This window comes from Weissella paramesenteroides ATCC 33313, from assembly GCF_000160575.1.
Classification (GTDB): Bacteria; Bacillota; Bacilli; order Lactobacillales; family Lactobacillaceae; genus Weissella; species Weissella paramesenteroides.
This window is the reverse complement of record NZ_GG697128.1, coordinates 283,174-305,270: the sequence shown is the minus strand read 5'-3', so window position 1 is coordinate 305,270 and position 22,097 is coordinate 283,174. Positions and strand designations below refer to the sequence as shown.

The 22,097-nt window shown below is 38.4% G+C and carries 19 protein-coding genes; 18 read left to right on the top strand and 1 reads right to left on the bottom strand.

Features of this window, described 5'->3' with window-relative positions:
• The first annotated feature begins 2 nt into the window (after window positions 1-2).
• The 11 genes from HMPREF0877_RS01405 to HMPREF0877_RS01355 all read left to right on the top strand — a co-directional run bounded on the left by HMPREF0877_RS01405 (window position 3) and on the right by HMPREF0877_RS01355 (window position 11,914).
• Complete coding sequence (locus HMPREF0877_RS01405) at window positions 3-1,271, top strand: tetratricopeptide repeat protein (RefSeq protein WP_040760205.1); 1,269 nt, start codon at window positions 3-5, stop codon at window positions 1,269-1,271.
• A 151-nt stretch (window positions 1,272-1,422) separates the two neighbouring features.
• Window positions 1,423-2,124 (top strand): tRNA (adenine(22)-N(1))-methyltransferase, encoded by a 702-nt coding sequence (locus HMPREF0877_RS01400; RefSeq protein WP_002827341.1) that lies wholly within the window; start codon window positions 1,423-1,425, stop codon window positions 2,122-2,124.
• Window positions 2,111-2,908: a Nif3-like dinuclear metal center hexameric protein gene (locus tag HMPREF0877_RS01395; RefSeq protein ID WP_002827340.1), complete on the top strand. Its 798-nt coding sequence runs from the start codon at window positions 2,111-2,113 to the stop codon at window positions 2,906-2,908. The genes HMPREF0877_RS01400 and HMPREF0877_RS01395 overlap by 14 nt, the downstream gene beginning before the upstream one ends.
• 19 nt (window positions 2,909-2,927) lie before the next feature.
• A complete protein-coding gene (gene pepT / locus HMPREF0877_RS01390; RefSeq protein ID WP_040760202.1) occupies window positions 2,928-4,163 on the top strand; it encodes a peptidase T in 1,236 nt (411 codons plus the stop codon).
• Window positions 4,164-4,223: 60 nt separating this feature from the next.
• A complete protein-coding gene (locus HMPREF0877_RS01385; protein ID WP_002827338.1) occupies window positions 4,224-4,406 on the top strand; it encodes a hypothetical protein in 183 nt (60 codons plus the stop codon).
• Between the two features lie 135 nt (window positions 4,407-4,541).
• Entirely contained in the window at window positions 4,542-7,979 is a 3,438-nt protein-coding gene (locus tag HMPREF0877_RS01380) for a pyruvate carboxylase (RefSeq protein ID WP_002827337.1), read from the top strand.
• 144 nt (window positions 7,980-8,123) lie between these two features.
• Window positions 8,124-8,756 carry a hypothetical protein gene (locus tag HMPREF0877_RS01375; protein ID WP_131473634.1) on the top strand — a complete coding sequence of 211 codons (633 nt, stop codon included), beginning with the start codon at window positions 8,124-8,126 and terminating at the stop codon, window positions 8,754-8,756.
• A gap of 194 nt (window positions 8,757-8,950) precedes the next feature.
• A complete protein-coding gene (gene rpmG / locus HMPREF0877_RS01370; protein WP_002827335.1) occupies window positions 8,951-9,100 on the top strand; it encodes a 50S ribosomal protein L33 in 150 nt (49 codons plus the stop codon).
• A 2-nt stretch (window positions 9,101-9,102) separates the two neighbouring features.
• A complete protein-coding gene (gene rpsN, locus HMPREF0877_RS01365; protein WP_002827333.1) occupies window positions 9,103-9,372 on the top strand; it encodes a 30S ribosomal protein S14 in 270 nt (89 codons plus the stop codon).
• Between the two features lie 147 nt (window positions 9,373-9,519).
• Window positions 9,520-10,710 (top strand): SAM-dependent methyltransferase, encoded by a 1,191-nt coding sequence (locus tag HMPREF0877_RS01360; RefSeq protein ID WP_002827332.1) that lies wholly within the window; start codon window positions 9,520-9,522, stop codon window positions 10,708-10,710.
• 97 nt (window positions 10,711-10,807) lie between these two features.
• Window positions 10,808-11,914, top strand: coding sequence for an SLC13 family permease (locus HMPREF0877_RS01355; RefSeq protein ID WP_002827331.1), 1,107 nt, complete (start codon window positions 10,808-10,810; stop codon window positions 11,912-11,914).
• Window positions 11,915-12,039: 125 nt separating this feature from the next.
• Here the strand turns inward: HMPREF0877_RS01355 and HMPREF0877_RS01350 are convergent, their stop codons facing one another.
• Window positions 12,040-12,696 (bottom strand): NAD(P)H-binding protein, encoded by a 657-nt coding sequence (locus tag HMPREF0877_RS01350; RefSeq protein WP_002827330.1) that lies wholly within the window; start codon window positions 12,694-12,696, stop codon window positions 12,040-12,042.
• A gap of 201 nt (window positions 12,697-12,897) precedes the next feature.
• Between HMPREF0877_RS01350 and HMPREF0877_RS01345 the strand changes: the two genes are divergently transcribed.
• From HMPREF0877_RS01345 to HMPREF0877_RS01315, 7 genes are all read left to right on the top strand, one after another.
• Complete coding sequence (locus tag HMPREF0877_RS01345) at window positions 12,898-13,713, top strand: AraC family transcriptional regulator (protein ID WP_002827329.1); 816 nt, start codon at window positions 12,898-12,900, stop codon at window positions 13,711-13,713.
• Between the two features lie 142 nt (window positions 13,714-13,855).
• Entirely contained in the window at window positions 13,856-15,277 is a 1,422-nt protein-coding gene (locus tag HMPREF0877_RS01340; protein ID WP_002827328.1) for a glycoside-pentoside-hexuronide (GPH):cation symporter, read from the top strand.
• Window positions 15,278-15,308: 31 nt separating this feature from the next.
• Window positions 15,309-16,475 carry a galactokinase gene (locus tag HMPREF0877_RS01335; RefSeq protein ID WP_002827327.1) on the top strand — a complete coding sequence of 389 codons (1,167 nt, stop codon included), beginning with the start codon at window positions 15,309-15,311 and terminating at the stop codon, window positions 16,473-16,475.
• A 17-nt stretch (window positions 16,476-16,492) separates the two neighbouring features.
• Entirely contained in the window at window positions 16,493-17,998 is a 1,506-nt protein-coding gene (locus tag HMPREF0877_RS01330; protein ID WP_002827326.1) for a UDP-glucose--hexose-1-phosphate uridylyltransferase, read from the top strand.
• Between the two features lie 91 nt (window positions 17,999-18,089).
• Window positions 18,090-18,662 (top strand): TetR/AcrR family transcriptional regulator, encoded by a 573-nt coding sequence (locus HMPREF0877_RS01325; protein WP_002827324.1) that lies wholly within the window; start codon window positions 18,090-18,092, stop codon window positions 18,660-18,662.
• 129 nt (window positions 18,663-18,791) lie between these two features.
• A complete protein-coding gene (locus tag HMPREF0877_RS01320) occupies window positions 18,792-20,123 on the top strand; it encodes a dihydrolipoyl dehydrogenase family protein (protein WP_002827323.1) in 1,332 nt (443 codons plus the stop codon).
• 356 nt (window positions 20,124-20,479) lie between these two features.
• Complete coding sequence (locus HMPREF0877_RS01315; protein WP_040760407.1) at window positions 20,480-22,096, top strand: peptide ABC transporter substrate-binding protein; 1,617 nt, start codon at window positions 20,480-20,482, stop codon at window positions 22,094-22,096.
• The last annotated feature ends 1 nt before the right edge of the window (window position 22,097 follow it).

The following is a 22,097-nucleotide window of genomic DNA, read 5'->3' as shown; positions in this document are numbered from 1 at the left end:
TTATGGCAAGTTTTGCAGAACGTATGCTTGATGAATTATCAAGTGGACAGTTAGATGCAGCAAAGAAATCTTTTGCATCATCTTTAAGATATGATGATGATGACACAATTTATTCGTTGGCTGAAGAACTCTATGGGTTAGGATTTTCTAACCAAGCTAAGCGTGCCTATAAGAAATTACTAGATAAATATCCAGATGAGGATCAATTACGGACATCATTGGCTGATATTGCGATTGATGAAGATAATACAGATCAAGCATTGATGTATTTGTCAGAAATTTCAAAGGATTCAACAGCTTATATTGAATCCTTATTGGTTGCGGCAGATTTGTATCAATCAGAGGGATTGACAGAGGCTGCAGAAGATAAGTTGCTGACGGCATATCAACAAGATTCAGAAGAACCAATTATTCAATTTGCGCTTGCTGAATTTTATTTTGCGACAGCAAAGTATCAGACGGCAATTCCGTATTATCGCCAACTTATTAAAAATGGTGAGCGTTACTTCTCAGGCTTGGATATTGTATCGCGAATCGGTGTTGCGTATGCGTTAGTTGGTAATTTTGATAATGCGCTCGGTTATTTGGAGCAAATTAACGATGCTGATATGACGCCAGATGTGCGTTTCCAGCTAGGTTTGACCTATGCCACGAATCCGGAGAATCAACAAAAGGCAATTAAAACTTTTACTGAATTGCGTGATATTGATGCATCTTACGTTGGTGTATACGATCCATTAGCTCAACTCTATATAAAAACACATGAGCCTAAAAAGGCATTACTTACTTACCAAGAAGGGATTGCTGTTGATCCTTTTAATATCAAGTTCTACCAAGAAGGTGCTAAAATTGCAGCTGAATTGGATGAGAATGAACAAGCGAATGCGCTTTATAAAGAGGGATTAGCTAATAACCCTGACGATTCAGTTCTTGTGACAAGTTATTCTAATTTCTTGGTACAAACGGGAAATGATATTGATAATATTAATCTGCTAAATGATTTCTTTGATGATGACGATACTGATGTAAATCCACAGCTTTATTGGAATTTGGCACAGAGTTATACAGCATTAGAAGACTTTGAAATGGCAACCAAGTATTGGCATGCAGCATTGCCATTCTTTATGGATAAGCCTGACTTCTTGAAACCAGCCTATTATTATTTCAGAGATGAAGGTGAACGTGAACTTGCACTGCAAGCCTTGCAACAATATGTCAAATTAGTCCCTGAAGATTATGATATGGTAGCAACTTTACAAGACGAATTTTAAAAATACAGATATAGCATACTTTTTTAACGATGGTTATCATCGTTGGAAATGTATGCTATTTTTATGTGTTTTATGCTGTTTGTCACGGTGTGTTTAAAAATGTATAATATGATTATTAGAAATTAATAAGATATAGAAATGAGGATGGACAATGGACGCTTGGCATTTGTCAAAACGTTTAGCTGCAGTGGCTGACTTTGTTCCCGATGGTGCTCGGATGGCAGATATTGGATCAGATCATGCGTATTTGCCAGCCAATTTATTATTAAATAAACATATTTCATTTGCCATTGCTGGAGAAGTTGCACCGGGTCCACTTGCTAATGTTGAAACGGAAATACAGCGTCATCGCCTTAGTGATGTGCTAATGCCACGTTTAGCAAATGGATTGGCAGCAATTAAAACAAGTGACTTAATTGATACCGTCGTTATTGCCGGTATGGGTGGTCGCTTAATTTGTCAAATTTTAACGGATGGCGAATTGGACAAATTTCGATATCATCGGCTTGTTTTACAACCAAATATAGATACAGATTTGGTCAGAGCGTGGTTAGCTGAAAATAGTTATCATTTGGTTGATGAAGCTGTCGTTGCAGATGATGGTCATTACTATGAAATATTAGTTGCCGAGCCAGGAAATGTTACTTATTCTTTGCAAGAGTTAAAATTTGGTCCCTACAATTTAACGGAGCCTTCACCAGCATGGTTAGAAAAATGGCAACGAGAGGTCGTACGTATTCGTCATATTATGAATAAACTTGAATCTGCTGGTCAAACAGAAAGTGAAGCTTATCAAGAATATGGCAAAGAAGTACAGACGATTATGGAGGCGATTGCGTATGCTAGCATGTGAATTAATGGCACAAATTGAGACGTATGCGCCGAAGTCTTTAGCCTGGGAGAAAGATCCAATTGGCTTGCAACTGGGTGATCCCCAAAAAGAAGTTCGTCGGATCATGACGACTTTAGATGTTCGACCAGAAGTCGTGGATGAAGCTGTTGACAGACATGTTGATTTTATTTTTGCACATCATCCAATGATGTTTCATCCCGCCAAAAATTTGGACCTGTCAGTGCCACAAAATGCCATGTATGCCAAGTTGATTAAGCATGACATTGTCGTTTATGCAGCGCATACTAATATGGATGCAGCTGCTAATGGTATGAATGATTGGTTAGCTGCAGCATTACAACTTAATAATGTGCAACCATTAATACCAAATGCTGATGGTCAAACTGGACTTGGCAGAATTGGACAGTTAACCAAGCCCCAAACAGTTAAAGAATTTGCAACTTTTGTGCGTGATTTATTTCAGGTTAAAGCTGTGCGGGTTATTGCAAATGATTTGCAACGACCAATTCAACGTATTGCTGTTTTAGGTGGTGACGGTGGGGATGACTATCCAACGGCAATCGCTGCTGGCGCTGATGCCTATGTCACAGCGGATTTTTATTATCATACAGCACATGATGTTTTGGCTGATGATTTTGTAGTTATTGATCCAGATCATCATATGGAGGCGATTGCTAAAAAGCATATGGTAAATTTGATTACTGATTGGCAGCAAGAGAATAATTGGGTCATAGATGATGTATTTGCATCAACAATTAACACTGACCCATATACTTATATTTAATAAAAAAAAGAGGTGCAACATGACAGAAGAACTTTACCCTAATTTAGTTGATCGTTTTATTGATTACGTTAAAATTAATACGCAATCAAATGAAAATTCAACGACAATTCCATCTGATCCTAAAGAAGTCGCATTCCTAAAAGACTTGGCCAATGAATTAAAGACGATTGGTTTGGAAAATGTGCGGACAATGTCCGATGGTTATGTATTTGCTGAATTGTCAGCAAATATCGATAAGCAAGTGCCAACGATTGGGTTTATTTCGCACGTAGATACAGCTGATTTTAATTCAGAAAATGTGCAACCACAATTTGTGACAGATTATGATGGCCAATCAGAAATCAAATTAAACGAAGATTACTCGCTAACAATTGAAGATTTTCCATCATTAAAGAAATATGCGGGTCATACATTAATTACAACTGATGGAACAACATTATTGGGTGCAGATGACAAGGCTGGTGTTGCAGAAATTGTATCGGCTGCAGAATATTTCATTGCTCATCCAGAGTTGAAGCACGGCAAGCTTGTATTTGCATTCGGTCCTGATGAGGAAATCGGTATTGGGGCAGATAATTTCCATGTTGCAGAATTTGGGGCAGATTTTGCTTATACGGTTGATGGTGGACCACTTGGTGAACTAGAGTGGGAAACTTTCTCAGCTGCTTCGGCAGTTGTTGAAATTCAAGGACGTAATGTGCATCCTGGAACGGCTAAAGATACAATGGTAAACGCTTTGCAGGTTGCTATTGATGTGCACAATGCGCTACCAGCTGGCGATCGTCCAGAATTAACAGAAGGTCGTGAGGGATTCTTCCATCTATTGAGCTTATCAGGTACTCCTGAAGAAGCACGAATGGACTATATTATTCGTGACCATGATCGACAAGAATTTGAAACCCGTAAAGCACTGATGGGGCAAATTGTTGATCGCTTGAATAGTGAATTAGGTACAGATCGTATTACACTCACTTTAAAGGATCAATACTACAACATGGGTGAAATTCTTAAGGACGATATGACACCAGTTGATTTGGCAGCTGAAGCAATGCGTGAATTGGATATTGCGCCAATTATTGAACCTGTGCGTGGTGGTACGGATGGCTCGAAAATCACCTTCTTGGGGTTGCCAACGCCTAACCTATTTGCCGGGGGTGAAAACATGCACGGACGTTATGAGTATGTTTCAACGAAGGTAATGGCTCAAGCAACCGATACAATTATTAAAATTGCGACTTTAAATGCTGAAAAATAAGCTAAGTATAATTTAAGACATTAGTGATATCGTACTTAATAATCAGATTGGGGGAATTAAATGTTTTTTCTAATTATTATGTTGATCATTGGTCTCTGGTGGTGGAAGAGTTCACGGCGCATTAAGCAGGTCGTAGCTAGAGTACAAGATCAATCATCTTTTCAAACTAAGCAGCAAACAACACATCATGAGAATGTCTTTGATGGTGAATTTGAAGAAATCAAATCAAACCATCGTCAATAATTGTTAAAAATAAATTAAGCGTCATATACTATATTTTGTGGTATGTGGCGCTTTTTTCTGATAAACTGAATGAAAACATCGTTATTTTAATGAGATGTTTATCATAAATTTGGGTGATAAGGGGAGTTCAATCAAATGGAAAAGTTGTTGATTGCAAACCGAGGTGAAATTGCGGTGCGGTTAATACGTGCAGCAAAAGAACTCGGTATTAAGACGGTTGCTATCTTTGCAAAAGAAGATGAATTTGCGGTTCATCGTTTTAAGGCTGATGAAGCATATCAAGTCGGCGAAGGAAAAGCGCCGATTGCTGCATACTTAGATATTGCAGATATTATCCGTATTGCAAAGCAAGCAGGTGTGGATGCAATCCATCCAGGATATGGTTTTCTATCTGAAAATGATGAATTTGCTGCTGCTGTTGAAGCTGCTGGTATTAAATTTGTTGGGCCTAAGGTCGAACACTTAAAAATATTTGGTGATAAGATCATCGCCAAACAAATTGCAATTAAGGCTGATGTGCCAACAGTTCCAGGTACAGACCATCCCGTTGCTGATGTTGCTGAAGCTTTAGCATTTGGTGAGACTCATGGTTATCCATTGTTTGTTAAGTCAGCAGCTGGTGGTGGTGGTCGTGGTATGCGTGTGGTAGAACACGAAGAGGAGCTAAAAGAAGCTTTTGAACGTGCCGCATCTGAAGCTAAGCAAAGTTTTGGTAAGCCAGATATATACTTGGAAAAGTATTTGCGTGATCCAAAGCACGTTGAGATTCAAATTTTGGCGGATGAACAAGGTGAAGTGATGCATCTGTTCGAACGCGACTCATCAATTCAACGTCGTCACCAAAAGATTATTGAATTTGCACCAGCGGTTTCAGTTTCTGTGGCTATGCGCCAACGTATTCAAGATGCTGCATTACGGTTGATGCGTAGTGTTCACTATCAAAGTGCTGGAACAGTTGAGTTCTTAGTTGAAGGTGATAATTTTTATTTCATTGAAGTTAACCCACGTGTGCAAGTTGAACATACCGTGACAGAAGAAGTGACGGGTATTGATATTGTAAAATCACAATTATTGATTGCCCAAGGATATGGCTTGCATGAGGCACCATTAAGTATTCCTGAACAAGATCAATTACACGCAGTTGGTGTGGCCATTCAATCACGTATTACAACAGAAGATCCAGCAAATAACTTCATGCCTGATACGGGTAAAATTGACTGGTATCGTTCGCCAGGTGGTACAGGTGTTCGCTTGGATGCGGGAAATGTTTATGCAGGTGCCACGGTGACACCTTATTTTGACTCGCTACTTGTTAAACTGATAACACATGGATCTGATTTTGCTGCTGCAGTTGATAAAATGCAACGTGCATTAAATGAATTTGTTATCCGTGGTGTCAAAACAAATATTCCATTTTTGAAAAACGTTTATGCTCACCCAACATTTAGAGCAGCAGATGCACCAACAACATTTGTCGATAACCATCCAGAACTATTCGAAATCTTGCCAGACAAAGATCCAGAGCGTAAAGTATTGCGGTATGTCGCTGAAACGACTGTTAATGGCTTCCCTGGTTTAGATCGTGATCGACCAAAGATATATACCACAACACACTATGAGTCAACGCAGCAAACAACACTACCTGAGAAGTTAGTAACGGCTAAGGACGTTTTAGATGCTAAGGGACCAGATGGTGTCGTTGATTGGTTAAAGCAACAGGATAAAGTATTGCTGACGGATACAACGATGCGTGATGCTCATCAATCATTATTTGCGACACGATTACGTACCAAGGATATGGCAGCAATCGCAGCTGATTCACAACTTGCCTTGCCAAACTTGTTTTCAAGTGAGATGTGGGGTGGAGCAACTTTTGATACAGCTTATCGTTTCTTAGGTGAGGATCCTTGGGAGCGTTTACGTATTTTGAGAAAGAAAATGCCACGAACACTAACGCAAATGTTGTTCCGTGGTTCAAATGCGGTTGGCTATCAAAACTATCCAGATAATGTTCTAGAAGAATTTATTAGATTGTCAGCTACTAATGGTATGGATGTCTTCCGTATTTTCGATAGTTTAAACTGGTTGCCACAGATGGAAAAGTCTATCCAGTATGTCCGCGATAATAATAAGTTAGCAGAAGTCGCAATGGCTTACACGGGTGATATTTTAGATCCATCAAGGACGAAATATAATTTAAAGTATTATACGGACTTTGCACAAGAATTAGTTGATGCGGGTGCACACATCATTGCCATTAAAGACATGGCTGCACTATTAAAGCCAGAAGCTGCTTATCAATTGGTAAGTGCGTTGAAGGATAAGGTTGATGTACCAATTCATTTACACACCCACGATACAACTGGAAACGGTGTATACACTTATGCACGAGCCGTTGATGCAGGGGTTGATGTCATTGATGTTGCGATGTCAGCATTCTCAGGTGCAACATCACAACCATCAATGGGTGCAGTCTACTACTCTTTGACAGGACATGATCGTCAGCCAGAGTTAGACATTCATGCAGCCAATCGAATCAATGATTACTGGACTGGGGTAAGACCATATTATCGGGACTTTATGAGCGAAACAGCTGGTACGCAGACGGATATCTTTGAGGTCGAAATGCCGGGTGGTCAATACTCTAATTTGCAACAACAAGCGCAGGCATTGCGTCTGGGAGATCGTTGGAACGATGTTAAGAAGATGTATGTGACAGTTAATCAGATGTTTGGTGACATTATCAAGGTAACCCCTTCATCTAAGGTTGTTGGTGACATGGCATTGTTCATGGTGCAAAATGATTTAACGCCAGAAAAGGTGTTAGCTAATGGACAATCAATTGATTTCCCACAATCGGTTATTGATTTCTTTGCTGGCGATTTGGGTCAGCCGGTTGGAGGTTTCCCAAAGGATTTGCAAAAGGTTGTTTTGAAGGGACAAAAGCCGATTACAGTACGTCCGGGTGAATTAACGGCACCGGCTGATTTTGCAACTGAAGAAGCAGCTTTGAAAGAAAAAATACACCGACAACCAACCGCTGAGGAAGTCATTTCATATATTCTCTATCCAAAGGTCTTTTTGGATTATATGACTAATAATGATAAATTTGGTCCAATGACTGTACTAGATACGCCAACCTTCTTCCAAGGTATGCGCTTAGGCGAGCGTATTGATGTTAAAATGGGTGAAGGCCAAACGGTTATCTTCCAGCTTGAAGAAATTGGTGAGCCAAATGTTGATGGTATCCGCACATTGTACTTTGATGTGAATGGTACGCCACTTGAAGTTGATGTTCAGGATGCAAGTATTCAAACAACGACTGTTGTTCGTCGAAAAGCTGAACCATCAAATGAACATGAAATTGGTGCAACTATGGCAGGAAGTGTCTTGTCAGTCAATGTTGAAAATGGTCAAAGTGTCAAGCAAGGTGACACGTTGCTTGTTACTGAAGCAATGAAGATGGAAACGACTGTTCAAGCACCATTTAATGGAACCATCAAACAAGTTTATGTATCTGCAGAAGATATGGTAGACGGTGGTGACTTACTTTTGGAGATTGAGCCAGCCTAGCATTAAACAACAAAAAAGAGTAAAGGGCATTCTACTAAATGACTAACGAAACAGGCTTGCTGCCTAGAAAAAAATTCGTTATATTGGTGTAAGAGCTCTTTGCTCTTTTTATTTATAAAAATTTATCAAGATAAGGAGATCATCATGCAGCCGTGGTGGCAGAAAAAAATTACTGTGGGAGCGGGGATGGTTGGTAGTCTCCTATTAATCTTACAAAGTGTTTTAGGAACAATTGTTTGGCCAACGTATAAAATTAGTCAATTTCCTCTGGCGATGTTAACAGCCAAGGGAACGCCTTATGAATATGTCTTTAAAACATTACAATTAGTTGCTGGTGGCTTGGTATTAGTTACGCTCATTGCACTCATTAGATACGCCTTAGCAACCAAAAAAGCGACATTTGATCGAGATTTAAGGGTGTTAACTCTTTCTTGGTTAGTTTGGCTATTGTTGCAATTTGTATGGCCCATTTCAATTGACGTTGTGATTACGACAACACCCGTGTCGATACGTGATATTGTATTTGGTTTGCTAATAATTATTATGGCATTTGCAATGATTCAATTAGGAAAATCAGCAAGAAAGAATCGTTTCGAATCGCTCCGCAATGCATTGACATTACTAGGTATTCTGTATGTTTTATTTAATTTCCTATCTTATGTCGTGACGTTGTTGGGATGGCCAATTCATGGCTTTTTAGATGTGATGGCCAATGATATATTGGCAGTGGCAATGGGATTCTTGAGTTGGTATTTTATGCGACTAGCGGAATCTTAATGATCAAAAGAAAAATTTAATTTTTTTGGTTCAAAATGCTTGCTATTTATTGAAAATGTGTGTAATATAATTATTTGTAATTTACTAGCTATATTGTAACGGCGCAAGCTTGGGGATTAGCCCAATGCAGCTAATCCTGTCGTTCAAATTAGTGGTAGGGGGCACCCTACAAATAAATTCAAGGAGTTATGTTAATGCGCATTAACATTTTATTAGAAGCCGCCGAAACTGGTGAGCGTATCTACTTGACTTCTAAGAACCGTCGTAACACGCCAGACCGTTTGGAGTTAAAGAAGTATTCTCCAAAGTTGCGTCGCGTTACTGTGTTCAAGGAGGTAAAGTAATCATGGCTAAAAAGTCAAAGATCGCTAAGGAAAAGAAGATCGAAGCAACTGTAGAGAAGTACGCTGCAAAGCGTGCTGAACTAAAGGCTGCTGGTGATTACGTTGGGTTGTCAAAGTTGCCTCGCAACGCTTCACCTGTTCGTATCCACCGTCGTGACAAGATTGATGGTCGTCCACGTGCATACATGCGTGAGTTTGGTATGTCACGTTTGAACTTCCGTGACTTGGCACACAAGGGTCAAATTCCTGGTGTTAAGAAGGCTTCATGGTAAAATTTTTACCATAAAGCAAAAAGAGTATCCGCTTTATTGTGGATACTCTTTTTTTGCATAAAAATGTTTTTTAAAGCAGTTAATCAGCAAAACTTGACACCAGGGTATACAATAGAAGTATATTTTTATTGCGAGGTGTGAAAAGAGATGTTACAAAAAAAGGTTTTAAATAAGCTTCTTGCAAGTGCGTTTGATATGCCAATCATGGTGACATACTGGGATGGCAAGACTGAAAATTATGGTGATGGGCTGCCACAAATTCATATTACATTCAATAAGAAACTTGATTTAAAACGGATGGCGAAGGTGCCAACATTAGAGCTAGCTGAAGCATATATGAAACGTGATATTGAAATTGATGGTAGCATTCAAGATCTTGTCACCGCAGCGTATCGACAAGCAGATAGCTTCTTAACCGATCAAAGTGGGTTCACAGGATCATTGATCAGCAAGTTTACTTCTTCGCATGATAAAGAAACATCTAAAGAAGATATTCAAAGTCATTATGATATTGGTAATGATTTTTATAGAAAATGGTTAGATGATACGATGACTTATTCATGTGCCTACTGGGCGCGTGATGATATGACGCTTGAAGAGGCACAAATTGCCAAAGTACATCACATTTTGGATAAGTTAAATAGTGAACCAGGCAAGACATTGCTTGATATTGGTTCAGGTTGGGGAACGCTTATTATTACTGCTGCCCAAGAGTATGGGTTAGAAAGTTACGGTGTGACACTTTCTGAGGAGCAATATGCCTATACCTTGCAACAAGTAAAGGAATTAGGCTTGGAAGATAAAGTACATGTTATGCTAAAGGATTACCGTGACATTGACCAACAGTTTGACTATGTCACGTCTGTGGGTATGTTTGAGCATGTTGGTAAGGAAAACTTGGGTGAGTACTTTAAAGATGTTGCGAAATATTTGGTACCAAATGGTCGGGCATTAATTCATGGTATTACAGGGCAACATTATGGGGCAGGTGTGGATCCATTTATTGAAAAGTACATTTTCCCAGGTGGTTATATTCCAAATATAGCTGAGAATGTGACACACGTCTTAGACGCTGGCTTGCAATTGGACGATATTGAACCATTGCGGCGACACTATCAAAAAACGCTAGAACACTGGACTGAGAATTATCATAAAGTTTATGATGAAACGATTAGTGAATATGGTGAAGAATTTGCTCGTATGTGGGATCTGTATTTGCAGGCTTGTGCAGCTTCATTTGAAGCCGGTAACATTGATGTCATGCAATTCTTAATGACAAAGGGTGCTTCAGGTCAAGGATTGCCAATGAATCGTGCCTTCATGACAGCCAGAGATTAAATCTTGCATGTATGATAGAATAAAATGATTTATAAAGGTTGGAACAAAAGCAGCTGTTCCAACCTTTTTATGCTAAAAATAATAAGGAAAATAGCGTATGCAGACACTCATTTATAAAATTCTCAACGATCGTACATTGTGGGTAACGACAGCGTTGTTCATCATCAGTTTGTTTTTTGGCAACATTCAGTTACAAGACATTGACATGCAAACGATACTTGCATTGCTGTCATTAATGATTGTCATCAACCTATATGAAGAAGAGGGGCTGTTGAAATATATCGCAATTTCAATTATTAGAAAGTGCCAAACCACACGGCAAGTGCAACTAACTGTATTTCTATTAGTTTTCTTTAGTGCGATGTTTTTAACAAATGATGTGGCCATCATCACATTTATTCCTATCTTTGTAGTTATTGCACAAAAAATTCATGTTAAAGCGGTCCTACCAATCATTTTATTAACAGTGTTTGCTAATTTAGGTAGCTCCGTGACACCTTTTGGTAATCCGCAGAATATCTACCTAAGTAGTCATTATCATTTACAAATCGGTTCCTTTTTTCAGATGTCACTACCACTGGGATTAATTAGTTTGATGCTTGTGCTGCTAAGTAGTTTGTTTTTTCGCTCAGAAAGTCTAGAACAATTAACCCTTGATTTACCAGTTATTAGGACCAAACAAACGATTTTGTTAGTTGTTGGTAGTCTAGTTGTTTTAGCGGGTTTGTTACACTTGGTACCCATTATGGTTTCATTATTAGTCAGTATTGTCTTAACTCTAATCATTAATAGAAAAAGTTTTTTGCACGTAGACTATGGCATTATTATTTTATTTATTGAATTATTTTTAATTGTGGGTGTACTAAGTCGCATACCAATGATTGTCTCGTTATTTAAAGGACTTACGCAAACGGTTAACGGATCATTTATTTCAGGGGTGATACTTAGTCAATTTATTAGTAATGTACCAGCAGCTGTTTTATTGAGTGCATTTACTAATCGCGTATATGCAGTGTATCTAGGTGTTTCAATTGGTGGGCTAGGCACACTTATTGCCTCATTGGCTAATTTGTTGGCATGGCGTCAATATCGGCGACAAGTTGGGGAGAAAAATGACAATTTCTCGCTTAGGTTAATGACTATTAATTTATTATTGCTAATTATTTTTATCTTATTGGGATTTTTAATACTAGCCATTGGATAGAGTGTGACAAAAGCTATTTATGCTATAAAATTTGTACGCTTATAATTAAGACATTTTTAACTAAAAAAGGTTGGAACATTTACTTTTGTTCCAACCTTTATTGTATCCCGAAAGATAATTAAATTTTAACCGTTTGTTACGATAAAACGCTCTTGCTTATGAGCGGGGGTAATGATTTCGTCAATAATGGCCTTGGCCATTGTCTCACTAGTTGTTTGTGAACGTCCCTGTTCATCAAATAGCATGTCATCTTTACCATAAAGTATTTTTGTTGCTAACTCTCCTGGGACAAATAGTTGTCCTGGAGAAATACCAGTCCAGTTAACATTTTTAACGTCCTTTAAGAAATTCAACTCATATAGTTGGTTTTCTGGAATGCTTTGCCAAGCAGCATTGTTTGGATCAGCTTTGATATCATCATAGGCATAGTGGCGTTGCTCAACATTGCCAACAAATGAGCTACCGGCACCCAAAATAAAGATTAACCGTGGTGAATCTGTTTCACGAAGTACAGCAACTAAATGTGCCGCTAAATCTGTATGCAGATAGGCCTGTTCTGGTGCGGTTGCAAAAGCATCTACAACGACATCAAATTGCTCTAAATCAGATTTTGTTAAATTAAAAGCATCGGTTTCGAGAATTTGAATATCGGAACCTAAATTTTGTTTTGCCTTATCGGCATTGCGGACAATAGCTGTGACATCAAGACCAGCGTTTTGAGCAGCTTTAAATGTTGCTGAACCCGCCATACCAGTAGCACCAATAATACCAACTTTAGTCATAAAAAACCTCCCAATTAATAATACTATTTAATTACATTTTGTAAGTAAAAATTAAAAAAAGCAAATTGCACAAATCAAAATTATGAAAAATATCAGTAATAAGCTAAAATAATGAGTAGATGTCTAATTATATAAGTATCAAATTCGATAGTGGAGATATCATGAATAGTGACATTACTAAGAACAAAGTGAGGAAAATATATGCGTGCCTATTTTAATTTAGATGCTAATGATTTTCCGGTCACAGTTGAACATATCGGTGCCGAATGGCCACAGGATCAAATTATTAGATATCAGGGATTTCCACACTTTCATTGGTTGCAAACCGAGAAAGGGGTTGGTGACTTTTGGATTGGTGATACACACTTGGTTTTACCAGAAAAAGCAGGTGTATTAGTATCTCCTGGCGTTGCCCATCGCTATGAATCAGCTAATATCAATGAGCCGTGGGAAGTGATTTTTGTGACTTTCCAAGGAAAATTTGCGGATGATTTTAATCAACAAATGATGAATCACGATTATGTCTATATCCCTCCTGAAAGAGGGGTTGAGTTTGTCCAGCAAGTGGAAAAGATTATTGCAACATTAGACTCAAATCCAGTCGATAATGAATGGGTATCAGCTTTATCGTATTATCTACTGTTATCATTGGGACGTGAAGAATCATATCATGTCAATGTTAATCATCCTGATTTTATTTGCTATGTTAAACCAGCTATGACCTATATGTCTGAAAATTTTGCGACACAATTGACGATTACATCAGTCGCAAAACATTTAAATGTGACACCACAATATTTAGATCGGGTGTTTCAAAAAATTATGCATCTGAGCCCACAAGAGTACTTACTTCAAATTAGGATTAGCCATGCTAAGAAATTATTAGTTTCTCAAAAACATCTGCGCGTTGTCGCTGTTGCCAACGAAAGTGGCTTTCGTGATGCCGCATATTTCAGTCGAATTTTTAAGCGAGAAACTGGCGTAACACCACTTAATTTTAGAAAATGGCAAACATAATGACAAAAAATCAATTTGAAACAAAGTGAGCATAATTTCAATTTGTCCTTTTTTTTGGTTCAAATTAAGCAAATATAATTTTGAAAGCGCTTTATCATTAATAATGTAGATATGCACAGATGTGCTTTGGAGGAATTATATTATGAAACAGGTAAAACAGTACTTGTCCTACGCGGCAGGAGCTTTTGGTCACGATGCATTTTATGCAACATTAAGTACATACTTTATGATGTTCGTGACAAGTCAGTTGTTTAACACTTCGGATGCAGGGTTTAACGACAGGATGATCGGTTGGGTCACTGGTTTGATTGTTGCACTTCGTATTGTAGAAATTATTTTCGACCCAGTTATTGGTGGTGTTGTTGATAACACACGTACACGTTGGGGAAAGTTTAAGCCATGGTTGGTTGTTGCTGGATTAATCAGTTCAATTCTATTGGTTGTTATCTTTACCGACTTTGGTGGATTAAACGTTAGCCACCCGGTACTATACATTGTCTTGTTTGGAATTGTATTCATTACTTTGGATGCTTTCTATTCATTCAAGGACGTGGCTTTCTGGTCAATGTTACCAGCCTTGTCATTGGATAGTAAGAAGCGTGAAAAGTTTGGAACAATTGCTCGTTTCGGATCAACCTTAGGTCAACAAGGTGTACAAATTGTTGTTATTCCTTTGGTAACAATGTTCTCACTAGCATTTGTTGGTTCACATGCTGAAACTAAGACTGGATGGTTCTGGTTCGCAATTGTTATCGCTGTTGTTGCTTATCTTGGTGTTATGCTAACGGTTTGGGGAACTAAAGAAGAAGATAACATCATCCGTAAGAACACTGAAAAATCAGGTATTAAGGCTATCTTTACTGCCGTAGCCAAGAACGATCAATTGATGTGGCAAGCATTGTCATACTTCTTGTTCGCCCTAGCTTACGTTTCAACTAATTCAATGTTGTTGTACTACTTCAAGTATGTCATGGGTGCAGGGGACAAGTTCTATTTAGTTGGAATCTTTACAGCTATTGAAGGAATTATTGCCGTTGCGATCTTCCCAACATTATCAAAGTTTTTCTCACGTCGTACGATCTTTACGACAGGTGCAATCATCATGCTTGTTGGTTATGCACTATTCCTATTCTCATCAAATAGCTTGCCATTGGTATTGCTAGCTATTACGTTGTTCTTCTCACCATATCCAATCTTGTTCTTGGTTGTTTTGATGACGATTACTGACTCTGTTGAGTATGGACAATTGAAGTTAGGTGTTCGTAATGAATCAGTGACATTGTCACTACGTCCAATGATTGACAAGTTAGCTGGTGCCTTTGCAAATGGTATCGTTGGTATTGCCGCTGTTGCTGCAGGTATGACTGGTTCAGCAAAGCCTGAAGATATCACTGCCGCTGGTATGCAATCATTTAACTTGTTTATGTTCTATATTCCAATCGCTTTGATTATCATCTCAGTACTTATTTACTGGTTCAAGGTTAAGTTGACTGAAAAGAAGCACGCTGAGATCGTTCGTCAACTTGAGGAACGTTTACGTAAAGAAGAAGCAGAAAAGAATTAATTTAAAAAAGGAATTTTAAAGGTATTTAATTATGACTCTTACAAAAGAATTAGGTGAATCATTCGAGCGTCGTTTTGGTCATCCAGCAGAACACTTTTTCTTCTCACCAGGTCGTGTTAACTTAATTGGTGAGCATACTGATTACAATGGTGGTCATGTGTTCCCAGCTGCTATTAGTGTTGGAACATACGCAGCAGTTTCACTTCGTGATGATAATGAAATTCATGCATTTTCAGCAAACTTCAAGGATGCTGGCATGGTTTCTTTTGCAAAGGATGATTTGAAAATTCGTCAATATGATAGTTGGGTAAAGTATGTACGCGGTGTGATCAGTGAATTAAGTAAACTGGGTCATGAAGTACCACGTGGATTTAATCTAGCCATTGTTGGTGATATGCCAACTGCTTCTGGTTTGTCATCATCAGCATCATTAGAGTTGTTAATTGGTGTTATGTTGAATGATTTGTTTGATTTTGGTATGGATACCTTGTCATTGGTAAAGCTTGGTCAAGCAGTAGAAAATGACTATCTTGGTCTTCAAACTGGAATCATGGATCAATTTGCCGTTGCCTTTGGTCAAGAGAAACAAGCAATTTTCTTGGATACAAATACAATGGACTACGAAATGGTGCCAGCTGATTTTGGTGACTATGAGCTAGTTATTATGACCACCAACAAAAAGCGTGAATTGGTAGATTCAAAGTATAATGAGCGCCGTGCTGAAACACAAAAGGCACTTGAAGAATTACAAGCTGTCGCTGATATTAATTCACTAGGTGATTTGACGACTGAAGAATTTGAAAAGATTGTTGATCATATCAGCAGCCCAGTTAACCAACGTCGTGCTCGTCATGCAGTTGCTGAAAATGAACGTACTGTATTGGCAAAGAAAGCCTTATCAGAACATGATATGAAGCGCTTTGGTGAATTATTGACAGAGTCACATAATTCATTACGTGACGATTACGAAGTGACAGGTATTGAGTTAGATACCTTAGTTTCAGCTGCGATGGCACAACCAGGTGTCCTAGGTGCTCGTATGACTGGTGCTGGATTTGGTGGTAGTGCAATTGCGCTAGTTGCTAAATCTGAAGCTGACAACTTTGCTGCAGCTGTTGGTAAAGTATACGATGAAAAGATTGGTTATCAAGCATCATTCTTTGTCGCTGATATTGTTGATGGTACCCATGCCTTGTAGGAGGCCGAAGTTTTAAAATGAAGTCATTGAATGAAGAACAAAGTCAAGCTGTAATGGATTTCGTTGCGTGGGGAGTAGCCATGCATGCTTATTCAGAAGCTGAAACGGTTTATCGGACGAATCTTGTGTTAGCCAAGCTGGGTGCTACTAGCCTGGTTCAAGGTTTGACAGGGCATACAGACACTAATTTAAGTGATTTAGCTGATCAATTGATTGCAGTCCAAGATACTGATTTTGAGATGGGATGGCAAGCAGCCATTGATCGTACGGAATTGCTAAATATTGTGACACCAACACCAGATGTATTGGCAGCTGAGTTTGAGCGTTTGTATAAGGTTGATCCTGAACAAGCAGTGAAGTATTACTACTTTATTAGTGAATCAGTCGAAAACGTTAAAGTGAATGATATTGCTCGTAATATTGCTTTTACCCATAATTCAAAGTATGGTGATATTGAAATTACGATCAATCTTTCAAAGCCTGAAAAGACAACTGCTGAGATTAAAGCAGCCGCTAGTGCACCAAAATCAACTTATCCACCAACTGCGTTAGATTATACTAACGAAGGGTATCTTGGTACAGTAACTGCGGCACCACGTTTAACACATCGTTTTATTCGTGAAAATTTCAGTAATGAAACCTGGGGATGGCATTATTCACCATATGCATATTTTGAAGAACATGCTATTTTCGTGAACTTCAAACGTCAGCCAATGCAAATGGGTCTGCGAACATTTACGCGTTTGATGCAAATTGTGACACGTTATCCAATGTATATGGTTGGTTCAAATGCTGACTTACCAATCGTTGGTGGATCAATTTTGTCACAAGAACACTATCAAGCGGGACGTCATGCATTTCCAATGATGAAGGCAGATGTGAAGCAAAAGGTTGCCTTATCAGAATATGAAAATGTTGAAGTTGCTGTATTGAACTGGCCGATGACTGCGTTCCGAGTTTCTTCGACTGATGCGGCAGATGTTGTTGCTGCGAGTGAGTTTATTCGTCGTGCTTGGGAAAAGTACTCTGATGAAAAGCTAATGATTCATGCAACTAGTGCTGAGGGTGATCGTCAACATACGGTTACGCCAATTGCTCAGTTTAAGGATGGCAAGTACGAGTTGTACTTGGTTCTTCGTGATAATGGGACATCTGAAGATTATCCTATGGGAATTTTCCATCCCCATGCAGATGTACAACACATTAAGCAAGAAAATATTGGTTTGATTGAAGTGATGGGATTGGCTATTTTGCCTGCACGTCTCTTAAAGGAACTTCAGAAAGTTGAAGATTTCTTAATTGACCGCGCATCACTTGATGAAGTTGCTGAAGGTCACCGTGCTTGGGCACAACAAATTAAGCAAGATCGCCAAGCAAGTCCAACGACAGTTACAGAAATTGTACAAGAAGAAGTTGGTAAAGTGTTTGTTCGTGTGCTTGAGGATGCGGGTGTCTATAAGGATGATGCTAACGGTCAAGCTGGATTAGACCGTTTCATTAAATATCTCGCAAGTGCTGAATAAATCAGCTGATTTTAAAACAAAATGATAAGAGTGAACAGAAATTTACATGTTCACTCTTATTTTTTTAGATTAAACAGGCTAAAATAGAGATATGAGACAACGAGATGAGAACAAAATATCAGCTTTATCAAAGGCAGCTATTGATTTAGTTGCGGAACAAGGAATCATCAATTTAAGTATTAATAAAATGGCCAAGCGGGCGGGAGTATCGGTTGCTACGGCATATGTTTATTATGACAACAAAGCAGACTTATTAGGAAAGTTATTTCAACAGGTTCAAAATCTGCTAATTAATAATATGACAATGCCTGCAGTTGATTTGCCCATAAAAGAGCAATTTGCGCTAATTTTAAGACAATATGCCGCACGCTTTAGGAATAATGTGAAGGAGGTTGAATTTCTAGCAGCAATGTTAGCAAATCCACAATTTTTACCATCAGATTTACAGAACAGTGGTTCATTATTAAATAATGAACTATTAACAGTTATTACACAGGCATACCGTCAAAAGCTATTGGTGACGGGTAGTGTCGACCTGATTGTGGCACAGACCATTCAGCCAATGCAATGGCTATTACAATCACGCATACAAAATGGTTTAACAGTTTCGGATGCAGAAATTGAAGAGTTTATTACAATGGCAACAAGGGCAATTTTTAAGTAAGTCCTAAAAAATTAAGCTAAAATAAATGCACGTCTGATACTTTTCTTATATACTAGATGTAACGGTTGATTTAAGAGATATCAGCTGATTGAGGATTTTTAGTAAAATTCCACGGGAGGAAGAAACAGAATGACAGCATATGATTATGATGTATTGTATATCGGTAGTGGTCATGGAACGTTTGACGGGGCAATTCCACTAGCGGCTAAAGGTAAGAAGGTAGCTGTAGTTGAACAAGACTTAATTGGGGGAACATGCCCAAATCGTGGATGTAACGCCAAAATCGTTTTGGATTCTCCAGTTGCTTTAAAGCGTCATTTAGAAGAAGTTCACGGTATTGTAACTGGTGACGTTGCAATTAATTGGTCAGAAAATCAGGCACATAAGCATGAAGTGATTGCTGGGTTGCCAGATTTTATTCAAGGATTATTGGATTCTTCAAACGTTGATATCCTATTTGGTCGAGGCACCTTAGTTGATAACCATACAGTAAAAGTAAATGGCGAAGAAAAAACGGCCGAAAACATTGTTTTGTCAACGGGTCTTCGTCCAAATCGTTTGAATATCCCAGGTGACGATTTAGCTCACGACTCAGAAGAATTTATGAACCTAAGTGAAATGCCTAAGCGTGTCACAATTATTGGTGCTGGTTATATTGCAATGGAATTTGCAACAATGGCACAAGCAGCTGGGTCAGAAGTAACCGTTATTTTACATGGTGATAAGGCGCTTCGTGCTTACAACCAACCTTATGTAGAATTAGTTATCAAAGACTTGACATCAAAGGGTGTAAAATTCATTCGTGAAGTCGAAGTGGAAGCAATTGTCGGCGGTGCGAATGGTTTGGTTGTTCGTGGTAGTGAGTTAAACATTGATACTGATTGGGTGCTAGATGCAACTGGACGAATTCCAAATGTTGAAGATCTAGGTCTTGAAGAAGTTGGCGTTAAGTTTAACGAAAAGGGTATTGAAGTGGATGATCATCTTCGTACTTCAGTTTCAAATATCTATGCTTCTGGTGATGTCATTGATAAGGTACAACCCAAGTTAACGCCGACAGCAATCTTTGAGTCAACTTATTTGATGCACATTTTTGCCGGTGAGACTACTGAAGCCATTCAATATCCTGTAATTCCATCAGTTGTCTTTACTTCACCTCGTATTGCCAAGGCTGGAGTGACTGTTGCTGAGGCACAAGCAAATCCAGATAAATACACAATTGTTGAAAATGACTTGGCTGGCGATTGGTATCGTCAAGTTGAAAAAGAGCAAATTGGTCACAATACGCTTATTTTTGATGCTGACCACAAATTAGTGGGGGCAACTGAGGTATCGAATAAAGCAGAAGATGTCATCAATGCATTGTTACCAGCTATTGAGTTTAAGTTTGGTCCTGCTGAACTAGAGCGCATGGTTTACTTGTTCCCATCAATTGCTTCACAAGCATGGGGTCAATTGTAAAAATAAGTTCAATCAATAATATCAATTAAATAGTTTAAATATTAAGCAGCTGAATTCCTTGTGGGTTTGGTTGCTTTTTTTGCGTAAAAAGTTATTTATCAATGATTCATTGGGTTTGTTAGTAAATAAAAAATGAGAAAATAATGAGTTTGTGAAATAAAAATACAAAATAAAAATGAATGCTATTTTTATAGATAAATGTTGATATATCAACGTTTATATTGTGATTTATCGTTTGATAATATTTTTACATTAAAATGAATTTAAAAATTCTGTTGACTATGATTTAAGTTTATTATATGATTATGAAAAATTTATTACACATAATTAATTTGATTAGGAATCGGGGAATGATTATGAACAAAGCATTAAAGGTGAGTGCCTTATTATCTGGTGCGGTAATTTTAGGATCTACTTTTGTACCAGTAACAGCCAGTGCAGCAAAGTATAAGACTATTAACTGGACTGAAAGTGCTGATATTGGAACGATGGATCCTTCTAAGACAACAGCTGCCATTGATTTTAATTACTTACAAGCCACTGGTGAAGGTTTATACCGTCCTAGTAAAACTGGCACACCAGAACTAGCAGCGGCAACCTCTGTAGATAAGTCATCTGACGGATTGACCTTAACTTACCACTTACGTGACATGAAGTGGTCTAATGGTGATCCAGTGACTGCTAAAGACTTTGTTTACGGTTGGCAACGTACTAATGATCCAAAAACAGCTTCTCAATATGCTTACTTATTCTCAGGTATTAAGAACGCTGACGCTATTCAAAAGGGAAAGAGGCCTGTAAGCGATTTGGGAGTTAAGGCCATCGATGATAAGACCCTGCAAGTAACGCTTGAGCGTCAAATGCCACAATTGGAGTCAGTTTTGACAATGGCTGGTTTCTATCCACAAAATGAAAAGTTTGTCCAAAAGGTGGGTAAGAAGTATGGAACAGCAGCTAAGTACACGTTGTCAACTGGACCATATATCTTGAAGAACTGGAATGGATCAAATAACAAGATTTCTTTGGTTAGAAATCCCGGTTACTGGGATGCCAGTGCTGTAAAGACCCCAAAGATTACCGTACAAACGATTAAGGATCAAAATACAGGTTATAATTTGTTCAAGTCGAAGAAGGTTGATTACACAACACTTTCAAGTGATCAAGTTAAGACTTCCAAGAAAAATAAGGCTTACACAGTTATTTCACAGGCAACAACTGATTATCTCGAATTTAATGAGAAGCGTAAGCCTTTGAATAACGTGAACATCCGTAAGGCATTGTCAAAGTCAATTGACCGTGAGACGATGTCATCAAAGATTTTAGTTGGTAGTGGTGAACCAGCCTATTCATTTACAGCTGCTAACTTAGCAAAGGATCCAACAACAGGTAAGGACTTTGCAAAGGTTGCATCTGATAAGAGTGCAACGGGTTATGATCTAAAGGAAGCTAAAAAGTTGTGGAAGCAAGGTCTAAAGGAAATTGGTAAGAAGAAAGTTACCTTGCAATATTTGACTGATGATACTGATGGAGCAAAGCGTTCAGCTGAATTTGTCCAAGCGCAAATGGAAAAGCTACCTGGATTGAAGGTGACGATTAAGACAGTGCCATTTAAGCAACGTCTGTCACTATCAGAGACTAAAAAGTTTGATATTGTTAATTCACTTTGGGGGGCTGATTATGCTGATCCATCAACTTTCTTAGACTTGTATAAGTCTGATTCAGACTTTAACAATGGTAGCTGGAAGAATACAGATTATGACAATGCAGTTAATGCTGCTGAGACAACTGATGTCAGTGATAAGGCAAAGCGTTTCCAAGATTACGCTAAGGCTGAAAAGATTATTCAAGATGATGCGGGAATCGCACCATTGTATTACCAATCAAAGCCATCACTATTGAATACTAAGGTTAAGGGTGTTGTATCAAACACAGTTGGTGCACCATTCGATTGGAAGTGGGCATATAAGAAGTAAT

Excerpts from the sequence above, each read along its gene's own strand:
- HMPREF0877_RS01360 (WP_002827332.1), top strand. The coding sequence starts at position 9,520 with ATGTTACAAAAAAAGGTTTTAAATAAGCTTCTTGCAAGTGCGTTTGAT.
- HMPREF0877_RS01325 (WP_002827324.1), top strand. The coding sequence starts at position 18,090 with ATGAGACAACGAGATGAGAACAAAATATCAGCTTTATCAAAGGCAGCT.
- rpmG (WP_002827335.1), top strand. The coding sequence starts at position 8,951 with ATGCGCATTAACATTTTATTAGAAGCCGCCGAAACTGGTGAGCGTATC.
- HMPREF0877_RS01355 (WP_002827331.1), top strand. The coding sequence starts at position 10,808 with ATGCAGACACTCATTTATAAAATTCTCAACGATCGTACATTGTGGGTA.
- HMPREF0877_RS01400 (WP_002827341.1), top strand. The coding sequence starts at position 1,423 with ATGGACGCTTGGCATTTGTCAAAACGTTTAGCTGCAGTGGCTGACTTT.
- HMPREF0877_RS01315 (WP_040760407.1), top strand. The coding sequence starts at position 20,480 with ATGAACAAAGCATTAAAGGTGAGTGCCTTATTATCTGGTGCGGTAATT.
- HMPREF0877_RS01330 (WP_002827326.1), top strand. The coding sequence starts at position 16,493 with ATGAAGTCATTGAATGAAGAACAAAGTCAAGCTGTAATGGATTTCGTT.
- HMPREF0877_RS01345 (WP_002827329.1), top strand. The coding sequence starts at position 12,898 with ATGCGTGCCTATTTTAATTTAGATGCTAATGATTTTCCGGTCACAGTT.
- HMPREF0877_RS01385 (WP_002827338.1), top strand. The coding sequence starts at position 4,224 with ATGTTTTTTCTAATTATTATGTTGATCATTGGTCTCTGGTGGTGGAAG.
- HMPREF0877_RS01340 (WP_002827328.1), top strand. The coding sequence starts at position 13,856 with ATGAAACAGGTAAAACAGTACTTGTCCTACGCGGCAGGAGCTTTTGGT.
- HMPREF0877_RS01335 (WP_002827327.1), top strand. The coding sequence starts at position 15,309 with ATGACTCTTACAAAAGAATTAGGTGAATCATTCGAGCGTCGTTTTGGT.
- HMPREF0877_RS01395 (WP_002827340.1), top strand. The coding sequence starts at position 2,111 with ATGCTAGCATGTGAATTAATGGCACAAATTGAGACGTATGCGCCGAAG.
- pepT (WP_040760202.1), top strand. The coding sequence starts at position 2,928 with ATGACAGAAGAACTTTACCCTAATTTAGTTGATCGTTTTATTGATTAC.
- HMPREF0877_RS01380 (WP_002827337.1), top strand. The coding sequence starts at position 4,542 with ATGGAAAAGTTGTTGATTGCAAACCGAGGTGAAATTGCGGTGCGGTTA.
- HMPREF0877_RS01375 (WP_131473634.1), top strand. The coding sequence starts at position 8,124 with ATGCAGCCGTGGTGGCAGAAAAAAATTACTGTGGGAGCGGGGATGGTT.
- HMPREF0877_RS01320 (WP_002827323.1), top strand. The coding sequence starts at position 18,792 with ATGACAGCATATGATTATGATGTATTGTATATCGGTAGTGGTCATGGA.
- rpsN (WP_002827333.1), top strand. The coding sequence starts at position 9,103 with ATGGCTAAAAAGTCAAAGATCGCTAAGGAAAAGAAGATCGAAGCAACT.
- HMPREF0877_RS01405 (WP_040760205.1), top strand. The coding sequence starts at position 3 with ATGGCAAGTTTTGCAGAACGTATGCTTGATGAATTATCAAGTGGACAG.
- HMPREF0877_RS01350 (WP_002827330.1), bottom strand. The coding sequence starts at position 12,696 with ATGACTAAAGTTGGTATTATTGGTGCTACTGGTATGGCGGGTTCAGCA.